The organism is Victivallis sp. Marseille-Q1083, from assembly GCF_903645315.1.
Taxonomy (GTDB): domain Bacteria; phylum Verrucomicrobiota; class Lentisphaeria; order Victivallales; family Victivallaceae; genus UMGS1518.
The window spans coordinates 312,220-325,236 of sequence record NZ_CAHJXL010000002.1 but is presented as its reverse complement, the minus strand read 5'-3'; the positions used below and the strand labels follow the sequence as shown (position 1 = coordinate 325,236).

The window sequence follows — 13,017 nt, the reverse complement described above, 5'->3', positions numbered from 1 at the left end:
GGATTCCTCGGTTCAAAAACCGGCAGGTATTACGCTGCCGGGGTGCGTGATACTCTGCCGGGTGCACCATGTTCCGGCAGAGGGCGTGCCTCCTCGGATGAGGAGCATTATTTCCACAAAGTCGGCGGCTGGCCGTCGAGACCAAAGAGGCGGGTCAGTCCGCGATAACAGATGTCAGCACGGGCTGGGCTGTACTTCTTGGCGTTCTCGGTGAACGCATTCAGAAGCGCCCAGCGGGTCGGTTCGGCGAACTCCTCATGACGTGGTTCTTTGAACTCCCGGAAGATCGGCAGAATGTCCGAGGAGTTGACGGCACCGGCTTCCGCCGCCTTGACGATGGCGGCACGGGCGGCATCTTCCCGAACATACTGAATCTTCAAGTCTTCGGCCACGGTTTCGAGCGTCAGGAAATCATCTTCGAGTGCGTCGATGGCTTCCACGACCAGACCGTTCAGCTCAATCCGTGAGGTATGCCGTCGCTTCAGAACCGTACTGCCACCGAACATGAGATTCGCGCAGACCTGTACGTTCAATCCGGCGGCCAAGCCAACCGCAATCGTGCGGTCATGACTGTTACGGATACCGATGCAACGTGACCACTCCGTGCTTGAACTCCGGTTGATTCGGATCACACCGAACATCCGCTGACCGTCACGGGCCAGACCGTATTGCTCGTCGAGAATCTGCCAGTTGTGCGCCCTGACCACATCGGTTACTGCGTCGATCACCTCACTGTGCGGCACCGGCTTCCAGCTCGCAGTCGCCGCAGGCGTCGGAACCAGTGCAATCTCGTCACGCCCGACGAACTTGCCTTCACTCATCATCAGTCCCATGATTTACCTCCATTTCTTTAGATGCCACGTCCTGCAACGGTCCCGATACGGACACTCGCCGCAGGCGAATGATGTTTCATTCGGCAGGAACACGCCTTTGTTGATCGCGTACTGCGCCCGGTTCGCCAGCGCCTCGAAGCGCCGGAAGTCGTGAAAGCCGCGACTGGTGTAGTGCGATTCACAACCCGGATTCTTGGTCTTGGTGATGACATCGAACCGAAAGAGCGGAGCCGTGCCGTTCTGTTTCTCATAGGCGTAACTGAACACGGTAGCTTGAAGATCGCGGTCGGCTTTTCCGGCAGGCCAGCGACTGGCCGAGGTTTTCCAGTCCACGATACAGGCATCCCGTCCGTCCTGAACAATCAGATCGTACTCACCGATCAGGGGCTTGTCCAGTTCGGGAACGTCACCCTTGAACGCCTGCGCGACACCCTTGATCGTGTAGTAATCCGACCAGTTCGCCAGCGCCGCATCCAGCATCTTCGCAGCAAGATCGATCACCGTGTCGAAGTTCTCGCCCTCCTTGTAGACCAGGTTCGGAGTAGCGTCGGCTTCGATCTTGAACGCCTCTTCAAACCGGTCAACGATTTCATCGCGGGTCAGCGAGCTGCCCATCATGCACTCCCACGCCTGAGCGGTCAAGGCCGCATGAAACGCCTTGCCGAATGGGAAGCAGACCGAAGTACGTTCAACTTCGGCCTGATCCACGTACCGGTACATGAATTGCGCCTGACAGATGTTGAGGTACGTATTCAGCGCCGAATACGACCAGTGCGGTTCCTGTCGCAGTTCGTCTATCGTCGCCATTACGCCGCCCTCCATTCGTCGATCTGATCCGAACACTGCTGCCGGGTCAGATGTTGGATGTCCGGCACCTGAAACCGCGCCGCGATCTGCTGCGGAGTGATGCCGCGCTGCCGGGCAAGGTCGAGCAGATACGAGAGCTGTTTCGGGCTTGCCGGAGCCTCGTTGGAACGGGCACGTGACCTACCCCCTTGCGGGTTGCCTTTCGGCCCATGATATGCGGTATTATTCCCGCTATTCCCTTGCTTATTTCCGTGTAATTCAGCTTCGACCGAATTACGCACCAGATCGAACGTTTCGTGAATACGGGCCTGTAATTGATCCGGGCTTAACCCGTCCGGCAGCTCGACCTCCACCGAAGCATGATAGGACTGCGAAGAGTATTCCTCTCCTGCCGGAACCTTCTTCGAATACGATGCGTTGAGTTTCAACATAATCATTCCTCCATAAAAGACGGATAGCCGGGAGCCTCGCAGCCCCCGGCTATCCGTCCGTTTGTATTTGTGTTGTTTCGTTAGATGGCCATCCTGATTCGTTCGATGGCGCGTTTCGCCTGAACGAACTCGCGTTCGCGCTGCTTCTGCTGAAGCACAGCCTCCTTGACCTTGCGGGCCAGAAGCGCCGATTCGTCGAGCAGCGTTTTGAGTTTGCCACGCAGTTCCTCGATGGAGTGATTCAGTTCCTCCATCGGATTCACCGGCTCGGCAGTCTCCTCGGCTGCGGTTTCGGTGGATTCGATGCGTTTGATGTTTTCCATTTTGCTTGTCTCCTTTTCGGGTTGATGTTTGGGTAATATGTGAATCGGCATCGCGAGATACCGGCCGCTGCCGCCCTCGGCGATGACCGGTATCCTACCGTCCGAATGTACCCGGAACTTCGTATAGCCCTGCTGAAGCATCCGCAGCAGGATATACTTGTTGAGCGCCAGCACAGCACGGGGCTGAGCACCGATCACCGTCGCCTCCAACCGCAACTCCATATCCGGGAAGTTATTCGGAATCACGGTGACGCCGCCCGGAACCACGTTCAGCTCGATCGCGTGAAACGGCGGACAGTCGGGAACCGCTTTCAGAAACGTGATGACCCGTTCCGGCTCGTGAATCTCGATCTGATAATCCAGCGTCTTGTCGGCAGGAATCACCTGTTTCCAATCGGGAAAGTTGCCCGGCAACACTTTCCCCTGCCACTGGAAACCGCCGATCACGATGCGGAACAACCGCTCATTCCGGCAGCGCCAGACGTGCAGCGCTCCAGCTCCCTCCGGCCGAGCGGTCAGCAATGCCAGCGGAAACGGCAGCGTCATATCTTCCGGAATTTTCAACGGACACGGCAAATTGAGCAACTCTTTGCCGTTCGTTGCGGTCACACCATCGCGGGAGAGATTAATCCCCCGCAACGCGAGCCGCGCTTCACGCAGATTCACCACCGGGGCCGCCAGTGCCAGCAGGTTGCCGAAATCCGGTGACAACTCGACCGTCACAGCATCATCCGGGACGGCCTCCGTTTCCGGCCAATCAAGCCGCTTGCCGGTCACTTCAACCTCGCCGCCGCGCGTGGAACGGATCAGTTCACGCAACGCCTTATACTCGACCGTGAACTCCTCCATATCCCCAGCATCGCCAGTCACCTCGATCGTGACGGATTCCACGCCATCGGTCGCCGTCAGCCAGACCTGTTCCCCGACGCCGAAAAAACGAACCGACCGTTGTACCTCCACCGGCGAAGTCTGCGACACCACCTTGCCGAGCACCTTCAACGCTTCCAGCAACACACCCTTCCTGATCTTCATTTTCGTACCTCCATGAGTTTAAAAGACAACAGCCCCGGTGATCTCAATGACCACCGAGGCTGAATTAAGACGTTTTCTGCTTACGTCAGTGAAGTTATATATCGCTGATTATTTTTGAACAACATCTTTGCTTTACGTTTGAACAACTCGTTTCAATCCGATGATTTCTGCAACGTTTCTTTATCTTTCAGCTCATTTCTTAAATACTGCTCAGCCTCCGTTACACCTTGGGCGGCGGCTTTTTTAAACCACGACAAAGCCTTTTCTAAATTTTTTACAACTCCATCTCCCTGATAATACATTTGGCCAAGACTGAATTGAGCCTCACAATTACCTAGTTCAGCAGCTTTAGACCACCAGTAAAAAGCTTTTTCTATGTCTTTCAGAGATTCTTCGGTGTGATACATGTTTGCCAGATTGTTTTGAGCCTCTGGCATTCCCTGTTCAGCAGCTTTAGAATACCAGTAAAAGGCTTTTTCTATGTCTTTCTGAGATTCTTCGGTGTAATACATGTTTGCCAGATTGTTTTGAGCCTCTGGCATTCCCTGTTCCGCAACTTTAGACCACCAGTAAAAGGCTTTTTCTATGTCTTTCAGAGATTCTTTTTCGTAATACATGCATGCCAGATTGTTTTGAGCATCTGGCATTCCCTGTTCAGCAGCTTTAGACCACCAGTAAAAGGCTTTTTCTATGTCTTTCTGAGATTCTTCGTGATAATACATTTGGCCAAGATTGAATTGAGCCTCTGGCATTCCCTGTTCAGCAGCTTTAGAATACCAGTAAAAGGCTTTTTCTATGTCTTTCAAAGATTCTTCGCGATAATACATGTATGCCAGATTGCTTTGAGCCTCTGGCATTCCCTGTTCAGTAGCTTTAGACCACCAGTAAAAGGCTTTTTCTATGTCTTTCAGAGATTCTTTTTCGTAATACATGCATGCCAGATGGAACTGAGCCTCACAATCACCTAGTTCAGCAGCTTTCGTAAAATAATAGAGAGCTTTTTTATCATTTGAGGAAAAAGAAAATTGTTCTTGATTGTAATAGGAAAGTCCTAATTCACGTAATGCACTCGGGTTTATTTTAGCATTAAGCAGAGATTCTATTTCTTCCGGTGACCGCAAATCAGGTGGATCATGTTGCAATGCTTCTATTTCTATACTTTTACAGGTGAGTGAGACAAGTAAATTGATTGCCTCCTATTATGAAAAAGTCAAGAGACTGACTCTTTCTTTGTTTGTATTTTTCCTGTTATTTGTTGTTATTTGCGAAACTCCGCCTCAAAGGGCAGAGGACTTCCATCTGTAAATATTTTTACAGTCTTCCAATTAAAGATTATCTTCTGGTTGCGGTTCGGGCAAAAATCGGACACTATTATTGACGACAACTCTTGAATGAATTCAAGGTTTCGCATTTTGCTGTTCCACTCTGAAATAGCACTCGCAAACTGTTTTACATGATCCCCTCGGATCAAGGAGCAAACGAACGACGTGCTAAAAAGAACCGAATTTCACAGTCACAGCAAACAGAATCTCCGAAACTACTTAAATCTTATTCACTTGCGGATACCATGTAATCACGTTCCTGGAGCCACACGGCCCGAAGCGCATAGAGCAATTTCTTGCCGATGATCGAAATAGCCCGTTGTGGACTGGCCCCCTTATGAAGCAAGGCTCCATATCTGGCCCGAATCTCCAGATTGTACGACACCGACCTCCACGCCGACTGGATCAGGATGGCATGCAGTTGCTTTTTCTTGCGATTCCCGGCGGATTTGACGGCCTCGTGTTCGCCGCTGCCGACCAACCTCGGTGCGAATCCCACATACGAGCTCAGCGAATCCTTGTCTTCAAAGCGCAGCAAGTCCCACAATTCGGCCTGCAGCATCACCGCCGTATGAAACCCGACGCCAGGTATACTCTGTAGATGCTTCTGTACTTTGTCGCGCTTCAAACGCTTCAGACACCGCCGTTCATCGCGGATCACATGCAGTTTCTCTTCTCTGAGAAAACGCAGTTCCCGCAACATGCTCTGCAAGGCATAATCGTAACGCTTTGCCGCGTCCGCATACATCATTTTCAAAGAACTTCCAGACCAACTTCCAAACTTCAACCCCATGAAATTCAGGTGTCCTTTGATCCGGTTTTTGACCCTGGTTATATTGCCGGTCAGTTTCGTTTCACGTCTGACCAGGTTTCTCAATTCCAAATTATCTTCAGGCGGAATATAGATCCCTTCCAATGTCCGGTTCTCCAGTTCCCGCGCCAATTTTCGGCTGTCCACCGCATCGTTCTTGCGGTCGCGCTCCTTGCCGCTGGTCGGCACGTCCGCCGGGTTGATTACGATATTCTCAATCCCGAGCTCACACAATCGCCGGTGCGCCCAGAATCCGCTGAATCCTGCCTCGTAAACGCTCCGGTACTCGGCGCCCGGATAGTTCATCTTCAGATACTTCGCCAACATCTCAGGGCTCGGATTCATGCTGAACTTGTCCAGTTCACGGTGGCAATGCCGCAAATTCACCACCCAACTTTCCTTGTGCACATCAATTCCGACAAATATCACTTGACCTTCGAACGATACCGTGCTACATTTTCTCATGGCTGATGTCTCCCATGATAAATTTCCACTTCGATGTCGAGAAAAACTCAATTTTTTACGAGCTTGAATTGAGTAAAATTCTCAAACATCCAATTGTTTTTTAATGTTCTATACACGATATCGAGGAATTTGCGAGCCAAGGCGATATTGGCTTTCGCACCTCCCCGCCGACTTTTTACCGATTCATGAAAGGCATTGAGATACGGGCTGTAGCGTTTGGCGATCAAAGCGCATTGCACCAAAGCGGTTCTGGCGATCTTGCTGCCGCTCTTCGTGATTCTTCCGTGGCAAACCGTGTCATTTGAATTGCTCACTCTGGGGACGATTCCGATATAAGCGGCCAACTGCTTTGCCGATCGGAAATCAGCGATATTGCCGATGGTTGCCAACAGGATCGCCGCACCTTTCGAGCCGATTCCCTTGATGGATTTCAGGTTGTCGAAGCCGTCCATCTTGCTGCCGTGATCCTCAATCGCCTTATCCAGTTTTTCAATGCTTTTGTTCAGACTGCGAATCTGTTCGACAACCACCAGCATTTCCGTGTCGGTTATCGGGTCGAAGTGATAACTCAATTCTTTCATAAGCCCTTTCTCCGTGGACAGATCTTCCCGATTCAGCACGATGAAGTTAGCTGCTAACAGATTGTTGACTTTGTTTTTCAATACGGTACGCAACTGAACCAGTTTTTCCCTGGTCTGCGTCAGACTTGAAATTTTCGCCTGCAAATCGTCTTTCACTCTTACCTCCGGAAGCATATCCTTTTCCAGGAACTCCGCCAACACTTTTGCGTCATGTTTGTCCGTCTTTTTGGTGGACATGCTGATGACTTTGAACTGTGATGGATTCACCACCACCAGTCGCCCGACATGAGCTTTCAGCGAGCTGCAAAACATGAACGTATTTCCGGTCGCCTCCACCGCCATCGCCGTGTTCGGACCGAGCATTGCGGCAAAGCCCTTCAGTTCGGTAATCTCACACTTGCCGATTTTCCGTTCTTCCCCATTTACCCGGATGCAATAAGTAAAATTGTTCCGGTGCAAATCCACTCCAACAAAACTTGTCATCATTCTCTGCCTCCATTCGTTTTTCACGAATCGAAGCGGAACTGCTGTCACGGCCTCACCATCCTCCCATACAGAGTAGTCGATTAATCAGTCGCTCTCTACGGTGGCGCTCTGGTTTACAGATCTGACTAATCTCCTTTCCGGGGTCGTCATCGTTTCTGATGCGCCTCATTGAAACATTCAGTCTGCAACCTGTCCGCTTCCAAACGTGTAAGTTAATCGCCATAAATTACACGCAGAAAGCTGATTCCGCGAACGTCAGTTATTTATCATACCATCTCCTTTTGTGATGTTTTAACTGTCTGCATGACTCTGTCCGTCAGAGCCGATGTCTTATTTTACAGTATCACATCTTTGAGAATCAGCCTCTTTCATTTCATAACCGCTACCTCATTCCTTTTTACCATAGCAACTGTTTTATTTCAGAAGAACTTAGTTCTCTTCCATGGACCGTATATCTATACTCTTGTTCATCTATTACTTCGATAGCCTCCCTATTGGAAATAACTCTTTTTAACCAATAAATACACTTATCGATGTCTGGAATCCCACTGTCGTTAGAGTGCAAATAACTGGTAGCCAATTTATATTGTACAGAAATAATTCCTTGTTCCGCAATTAAAGTATACCATTTTTGTGCTGCTTTTATATTCTTACGGACACCAATGCCCTGAAAATAACACCCACTCAGATATATTTGCGCAGGTAGATATCCCTCCTGAGCCGCTATTTTAAAGAGCTGAACCGCCAGTTTATTCTTCTCTGACATAGGTGACGACTCTTGGTATAAAGCCAATCCGTTTTTATATATTTTCTCACACCTGTCCTAACAATTTTCAAAATGGCGTAATTTTCTGATTACGCCCCCTCATTTTCATCTATTTCACACCAATTCTCAAAAGTAGCCCCCCTTTGTTGTAAATCTGCTGTCCTAAAAAGCGAACTCTGGTTGAAATGATTCCGGCTCCGGTGGTTTGGTAAATGGTTGATCCAGCCATTGGCGCAAGTCGCGGTAAACAAATAGATTCCATTTCAGGAAAGTGACCAGGGTTGAAAAATGCCATTGCGCTTTCGACAAAAACTTCAGGTACTTGGTCAGCAAAATAGCGATAAGCGCTGTCCAAACTTGAATCCGAACCGCATTTTCGCTGGTGCCGATAAACGTTTTGATCTTGAAGTTCTGCTTGAGCATCTTGAAAAAGCTTTCGATTTGCCAGCGAGCCTTATAGATGTCGCCGATCGTTTGTGCGTCCAGCTCAAAATTGTTGGTTAGCAAGGTCAATGTCCGATGGTTTTCCACATCGCAGACGACCACTTTGCGGAGACGTTCCGGATATTTGTCTTGCGAACCACGCAGAAAAATGACTTCATCGCTCAAAACGGTTCCGGGATATTGCTTGACATCGTATTCCGGGATGTCGTAGGTCGTATTGGTCTTGAGGCGCGTGACAAAATCCACACCGGAGAGATTCCATTTATACAGCATGGAAAAATCAACGTATCCGCGATCACAAACCACCATGCTGTCACGCGGGAGTTCCATTCGTCTGGCGCTGTTTACCTCATGAACATCTCCATTGGTGAAATCAACGAACACGGGAAGATGACCATCGTGATCCAACAGCATATTGAGCTTGATTGCCCCTTTGGTTTGCCGATAGGTTGCCCATGGAAAAACTTTAACGCAAAGCTCAATCAGCGTTGCGTCGAGACTGTAAAGTTTCTTGGGAAACGAAAACTCATGCCGTGGCGCAATTGCATGGCAGTGTCCCAGAAGCATATGGAAAATATCGCCGAACATTTTCGGAGAGCGATGGGCATTGGCGTACGACAAGTTGGATTTGGTTGGAGCGGATTCCACTCCAAGATGATTCTATTTGCCTCCACAGGTTTTCAAACCTCCGCAAATCTCTCGCAGACTATTGGCCTGCGCCAACTGGCAGAAGATCATCGACACAAAATGTGCCCAACTGTCAAAGGACTGTTTTCGCTTGTCTCCATTGTGTTTCATGACTATTTCTTCAAATTCTCGCTTCGGTATCAAATCCAACACTTGACGAAAAAGACTGACTGATGTATTCTTCATTACGGAGCCTCCTTGTGGTTTAGGCAACCGTAATATACTATTACGGACAAGTTGGCTCCACTTTTTTCACCCTTTCAAAAGTTTGTTAGGACAGGCGTGATGTTGCTTGGCATGTTCGGTTATTTTTCCTTTGGCGCGCCCCAAGGGCTTGTTGCTCAGATTTGATTTCAAGTCGCGGTTGAGATATTCATCCGGGTTCAGGTCGGGACTGTAGCTCGGCAAGTAAAATAGCCTGATGAAAGCCGCGTTTTCCTGCAGAAAACCAGTCAACGTTTTGCTGTGGTGAACCCGCAGGTTATCCAGAATCAAATACACTTTCCGCTCATTTTGACGAATCAGACGTTCCATGAATTGGATCAGGAGTTGAGCTGTCATCGTTTCGCTGTAAAACATGAAATGAGTTTTCCCCTGGTTGGTAATCGCGCTGATCATATTAACTTTTTCGCGTACCGGATTGACTGCTTGCACCGGGGGGTTGCCTTTCGGCGCATAACTGCGGCCCTTGGCCTCGTCATTGCGAATTCCTGTTTCATCCCCCCAAAAGATATCCGCATCTTCTGATTTTGCCAGCTTTTTGATTCGGGGATACTCCTCAATCAGCCATTTTTGAACGTGCGCCTCATTGCGCTGATAAGCTTTCTTAACTGGTTTTTGCGGCGTAAATCCCCAGCGTTTCAAGTACTCCCCCATGGTTCGGACTGGTATTTCGATTCCAAACGAAATCTTGATGTGCAACCGTACCGCCTGACGAGTCCAGAGCGCAAATGGCAATTTTAACTGATCCGGACAATGATCGACCAAATCTTTCCGTATCTTACTCTCTTCATGCGGAAGCAGACGGCGTCCAAAGCCGACTGGACGACCGCATTTCTTTACTTTCAAAGCAGACAAGCCGCTTTTTTTCCACTTGCTTATCCACTTGCCCACCGTGTTGCGGTGCGCTCCGACGATTTTTCCGATTTCTGTACAATTATTACATTTGCCGCTTTGATACAATCTCACGGCCTGCTTGCGCCGCTCTTCAAGAGCGACCTTATCGAGTTTTCGGGCATCTTGAGTTTCCATGATGATAATATACACCATCAAGCAAATATTGCACGTATGTTAATTGCCGAATCTATAAGAACGGTGTATCGTATTCAACTTTTCGGCGGTATTACCAAAAATGGGAAAAGATGGAAAAGTTTAAAAAATACCAAAGAATAATTCGAGAAAAATATCAAGTCCCAGAAAGTGATCCAAAAACAGGAGAGATGTTTATCTATGATGATGATGGACAAAGCCGTTTTGTTATTCCTGCTGAATTAGAGAAATGATCATAGTAAATATCGAGGGACTTGAAATTTTTGAAACAAAACTTTTCATCATTCATTGATGAAAAGATGGGCTAGTTGCTTTTGAAACTCCTTTGATCTATAATTGAAATAATGTCGGAATATACGATCAGATTTTCACACTTATAGAAAAGGAGTTTTCAACATGAATTTCTCAGCCTCATCCAATGAACGAATGCGAAAATTTTTCGCAGATGGCTTCGTGCCAGTAGATAATATCTCAGAAGATATTACCCGGCGTGATTCGAGTTGCATGGAAGCACGTGCATCGTTGCTGATTGAAGCGAACTGCATCGGCGAGCTTTTTCCCGCATTCATGAAGTGTGGTCGGCATGATGGGACTGGATGGATTTTCCGCCTCTCCTCTCCCATTAGCGCAAAGAGTGAAAATAAGCTTTCTCAAGGAACGTTTCAATTGCAGTGGAGTTTTCCTGAGTTCAAAGTCTCCAAGTCTTCGGTAATTATTGCCGATAAAGCTACCGGTTGGAATCATATTCAGTTGTGGATTGGAGATCGGCGGCAAATAGAGAATGGAATGAATTTGGCTTCATTCACGAATTGCAATAAACAAGGTTTGAATAATGTTCATAATCGTGAATTACTTGCCGGATTTCAGGTGGTGGAAGATGCAATTCAGAAAAAGTATTGTTCTCTCTACCGGCTTTGTACACGAGTTTCTCCGTATAAAACACCGGAACAGATTTGTCGGTTCTTCGGAAGTCGGGGAGAGGTTTTTGCGAAGCTAAAGAGCGGTAACATGCATCCGGACTGCTTTTTACAGGCTGCTCCGGCAGTTGACCGGCAGGACGGGCAGATGCAATGGACGGAAGAACGAGTACTTCAATGGAATCTCCAGCAAATACTACCTTGCACTTTGGCCGGGCCACAACAACCGCAGCTTTCCAATAAATATTACGACAACTGGTTCTGCCAGGTATTTCCATTTCGGAATGAGTATGGCGAAATCCGGATGCAGTTGATGAAATTGTATGATCCGGAAACGCAGACCAAATGCTTGATTCCAGTAACGACTTGGATGCGCGGAAATTACCCTTACAATCAATACTTCTGCGTTCCGCTGCCGGAGGACAAGCAGCCGCTCTATAACCTCGACTTGCTGCTCGATTCGGAAACGGAAACGGTTATCCTGACCGACAGTGTGGAGCTGGCCGATTCAAACCAGCGCAAGGCTCCCGCCGGTATCGTCTTTACGAGTTTCATTTGCTCGCCGGGATGCTACGAACAAGTCGATTGGTCGCCGTTGCGGGAGAAGGAGGTCTGGTATCTGGTTGCCAATCACTCCGGGATCAGCCTCGAAGCTGCTTATCTGAAAGCCAAAGACATCGCCGATTTCCTGCTGGCACAGGAAGATATCAGTTTGAAATATATCCAGCTCAAGGTTGAATATCCCATCCTGCGCCACTTTGAATCGGTCGATACGCTATTGGATTGTTACCGAAACCGGAAACCGGAAGTCAAACCGGAAAGTCTGCTTTTGTTGGAGAACGATACCGATTTCGAGGTCCAGTATCAAAAAGCGGTGGAGTTTATCCATTCCAAACCGGCGGAGTGGTGGGAAAAAGAAAACTCCAGCGGAGAACAATCCCGTTTGATCGAAAAGGAAAAAAAATCGCTCACGGCAATCAGTTATGTAATGCATCCCATTCTGATTCGAGGGGAGGTCACAATGCTGTATGCCAAAGAAAAAACAGGAAAGAGTGCTTTGGCGTACAGTATTGCAGCGCGAGTTGCCGCCGGAAATAGTGCTGCAAGTAAAATGGTAGTTCCGGAGCAATGGTGGGCAGCTAAAGGAAAACATAAGGTTTTGTATTTGGATTTTGAGAACAAAGGGAATATAAGCAATAATCAAACAAAATTTCAGGATGCCTATTTGCCTGATGCAGCGAATTGTCCTGATTTGCTGATGAAGGATATGAGTGGCAGCGACATAGATTGGACGCTTCCTGCACATCATCAGAAGTTGCTTGACATGATTGACGATGCGCAAAACTCCGGAACACCGGGAGTTGATGTTGATCTTCTGGTTATCGACACGTATTCTGCATTTGTTCATGGGGAAACTCCGCAAACACCGAGTAATTTCAGAGATCTGATGAATAAACTGCGAAGCAGGAACATTGCCATACTGATCGTTCATCACGCGAATCATGAAGGTGAAGCAAAGGGCTTGAAAGAAAAGTGCCAGGGGTTGGCGCTTTCTCTGAAACTTACCAGGACAGATGTGGTGCAGGAGGATTTGGAAGATCCTGTAACAATTGAATATGGGGATGACCGTTACGGAATTCCCAAAAAGCTGAAGAAACCTTTCCAAATCCAATATTCGAATAAGGATAAACTGTGGCATTCGGTAGATCCGAGCTATGACGAAAACGAGACCCTTAAAATATTTTATAATAATTATATAGATCGAGGTTACGGGCGTGATAATGCCTGTGTCATGTTGGGGTTGGGAAAAACTGCAATTAATGATCGAATCAACAAAAAATGA

Annotated in this window: 13 protein-coding genes; 2 read left to right on the top strand and 11 right to left on the bottom strand. The window is 48.2% G+C overall.

All coding sequences use genetic code 11. The features are described from left to right. Nucleotides 1-107 precede the first annotated feature (107 nt). The 11 genes from HWX74_RS17365 to HWX74_RS17320 all read right to left on the bottom strand — a co-directional run bounded on the left by HWX74_RS17365 (nucleotide 108) and on the right by HWX74_RS17320 (nucleotide 10,239). Entirely contained in the window at nucleotides 108-833 is a 726-nt protein-coding gene (locus HWX74_RS17365) for a DUF932 domain-containing protein (RefSeq protein WP_176012131.1), read from the bottom strand. Between the two features lie 3 nt (nucleotides 834-836). Continuing rightward, complete coding sequence (locus HWX74_RS17360; RefSeq protein ID WP_176012132.1) at nucleotides 837-1,640, bottom strand: PD-(D/E)XK nuclease family protein; 804 nt, start codon at nucleotides 1,638-1,640, stop codon at nucleotides 837-839. Beyond that, nucleotides 1,640-2,071: a hypothetical protein gene (locus tag HWX74_RS17355; protein ID WP_176012133.1), complete on the bottom strand. Its 432-nt coding sequence runs from the start codon at nucleotides 2,069-2,071 to the stop codon at nucleotides 1,640-1,642. The genes HWX74_RS17360 and HWX74_RS17355 overlap by 1 nt, the downstream gene beginning before the upstream one ends. 80 nt (nucleotides 2,072-2,151) lie before the next feature. Continuing rightward, nucleotides 2,152-3,426 (bottom strand): hypothetical protein, encoded by a 1,275-nt coding sequence (locus HWX74_RS17350; protein ID WP_176014845.1) that lies wholly within the window; start codon nucleotides 3,424-3,426, stop codon nucleotides 2,152-2,154. A gap of 152 nt (nucleotides 3,427-3,578) precedes the next feature. Then, a complete protein-coding gene (locus tag HWX74_RS17345; protein WP_176014844.1) occupies nucleotides 3,579-4,568 on the bottom strand; it encodes a tetratricopeptide repeat protein in 990 nt (329 codons plus the stop codon). 406 nt (nucleotides 4,569-4,974) lie between these two features. Then, entirely contained in the window at nucleotides 4,975-6,024 is a 1,050-nt protein-coding gene (locus HWX74_RS17340) for an IS110 family transposase (RefSeq protein ID WP_176011898.1), read from the bottom strand. A gap of 47 nt (nucleotides 6,025-6,071) precedes the next feature. Further along, nucleotides 6,072-7,088: an IS110 family transposase gene (locus HWX74_RS17335; RefSeq protein ID WP_176015298.1), complete on the bottom strand. Its 1,017-nt coding sequence runs from the start codon at nucleotides 7,086-7,088 to the stop codon at nucleotides 6,072-6,074. Nucleotides 7,089-7,488: 400 nt separating this feature from the next. Further along, nucleotides 7,489-7,857, bottom strand: coding sequence for a tetratricopeptide repeat protein (locus tag HWX74_RS17330; protein WP_176014843.1), 369 nt, complete (start codon nucleotides 7,855-7,857; stop codon nucleotides 7,489-7,491). Between the two features lie 162 nt (nucleotides 7,858-8,019). After that, on the bottom strand, nucleotides 8,020-8,949 hold the full coding sequence (locus tag HWX74_RS17325; protein WP_217704957.1) for an IS4 family transposase: 930 nt from the start codon (nucleotides 8,947-8,949) through the stop codon (nucleotides 8,020-8,022). 12 nt (nucleotides 8,950-8,961) lie between these two features. Further along, nucleotides 8,962-9,174 carry a DUF4372 domain-containing protein gene (locus tag HWX74_RS20560; RefSeq protein WP_217704958.1) on the bottom strand — a complete coding sequence of 71 codons (213 nt, stop codon included), beginning with the start codon at nucleotides 9,172-9,174 and terminating at the stop codon, nucleotides 8,962-8,964. Between the two features lie 66 nt (nucleotides 9,175-9,240). Next, nucleotides 9,241-10,239, bottom strand: a complete 999-nt coding sequence (locus HWX74_RS17320; RefSeq protein ID WP_176014842.1) for an IS630 family transposase — start codon at nucleotides 10,237-10,239, stop codon at nucleotides 9,241-9,243. Nucleotides 10,240-10,349: 110 nt separating this feature from the next. Here HWX74_RS17320 and HWX74_RS17315 point away from each other — a divergent pair, with 110 nt between their 5' ends. Together HWX74_RS17315 and HWX74_RS17310 are read left to right on the top strand one after the other, a co-directional pair. Further along, nucleotides 10,350-10,490: a hypothetical protein gene (locus HWX74_RS17315; RefSeq protein WP_176014841.1), complete on the top strand. Its 141-nt coding sequence runs from the start codon at nucleotides 10,350-10,352 to the stop codon at nucleotides 10,488-10,490. Nucleotides 10,491-10,653: 163 nt separating this feature from the next. Continuing rightward, on the top strand, nucleotides 10,654-13,017 hold the full coding sequence (locus tag HWX74_RS17310; RefSeq protein ID WP_176014840.1) for an AAA family ATPase: 2,364 nt from the start codon (nucleotides 10,654-10,656) through the stop codon (nucleotides 13,015-13,017).

Excerpts from the sequence above, each read along its gene's own strand:
- HWX74_RS17315 (WP_176014841.1), top strand. The coding sequence starts at position 10,350 with ATGGAAAAGTTTAAAAAATACCAAAGAATAATTCGAGAAAAATATCAA.
- HWX74_RS17360 (WP_176012132.1), bottom strand. The coding sequence starts at position 1,640 with ATGGCGACGATAGACGAACTGCGACAGGAACCGCACTGGTCGTATTCG.
- HWX74_RS17355 (WP_176012133.1), bottom strand. The coding sequence starts at position 2,071 with ATGTTGAAACTCAACGCATCGTATTCGAAGAAGGTTCCGGCAGGAGAG.
- HWX74_RS17350 (WP_176014845.1), bottom strand. The coding sequence starts at position 3,426 with ATGAAGATCAGGAAGGGTGTGTTGCTGGAAGCGTTGAAGGTGCTCGGC.
- HWX74_RS17320 (WP_176014842.1), bottom strand. The coding sequence starts at position 10,239 with ATGGAAACTCAAGATGCCCGAAAACTCGATAAGGTCGCTCTTGAAGAG.
- HWX74_RS17310 (WP_176014840.1), top strand. The coding sequence starts at position 10,654 with ATGAATTTCTCAGCCTCATCCAATGAACGAATGCGAAAATTTTTCGCA.
- HWX74_RS17335 (WP_176015298.1), bottom strand. The coding sequence starts at position 7,088 with ATGACAAGTTTTGTTGGAGTGGATTTGCACCGGAACAATTTTACTTAT.
- HWX74_RS17365 (WP_176012131.1), bottom strand. The coding sequence starts at position 833 with ATGGGACTGATGATGAGTGAAGGCAAGTTCGTCGGGCGTGACGAGATT.
- HWX74_RS17330 (WP_176014843.1), bottom strand. The coding sequence starts at position 7,857 with ATGTCAGAGAAGAATAAACTGGCGGTTCAGCTCTTTAAAATAGCGGCT.
- HWX74_RS17340 (WP_176011898.1), bottom strand. The coding sequence starts at position 6,024 with ATGAGAAAATGTAGCACGGTATCGTTCGAAGGTCAAGTGATATTTGTC.
- HWX74_RS20560 (WP_217704958.1), bottom strand. The coding sequence starts at position 9,174 with ATGAAGAATACATCAGTCAGTCTTTTTCGTCAAGTGTTGGATTTGATA.